The sequence below is a fragment of the Streptomyces viridosporus genome, from assembly GCF_002078235.1.
Lineage (GTDB): Bacteria > Actinomycetota > Actinomycetes > Streptomycetales > Streptomycetaceae > Streptomyces > Streptomyces viridosporus.
In genome coordinates this window covers 350-608 of the sequence record NZ_MSGP01000785.1, presented here as the reverse complement: position 1 = coordinate 608, position 259 = coordinate 350, and the positions used below count along the sequence as shown (strand labels likewise).

At 74.1% G+C, this 259-nt stretch carries 1 protein-coding gene and 1 pseudogene; both read left to right on the top strand.

Features of this window, described 5'->3' with window-relative positions; genetic code table 11:
* A partial coding sequence (thiS, locus tag B7L92_RS37515) for a sulfur carrier protein ThiS (RefSeq protein WP_081241579.1) occupies positions 1-103 on the top strand: 103 nt, incomplete at its 5' end.
* A pseudogene (locus B7L92_RS43270) lies at positions 100-259 on the top strand (thiazole synthase); the annotation flags it as partial. The gene thiS and the pseudogene B7L92_RS43270, both read left to right, overlap by 4 nt.

Genomic DNA, 259 nt, shown 5'->3' with positions numbered 1-259 from the left:
CGCCGCCCTGAACGAAACCGTCGTCCCGCGCGCCCAGTGGCCCGCCACCGCCCTGGCGGAGGGCGACCGCGTGGAAGTCCTCACCGCCGTCCAGGGAGGCTGACCATGGCCGACGATCCGTTCGTCCTCGGCGGTACGTCCTTCACGTCCCGCCTGATCATGGGCACCGGCGGGGCGCCCAGCCTCGACGTGCTGGAGCGGGCCCTGGTGGCGTCCGGGACGGAGCTGACGACCGTGGCGATGCGGCGGGTGGACCCGT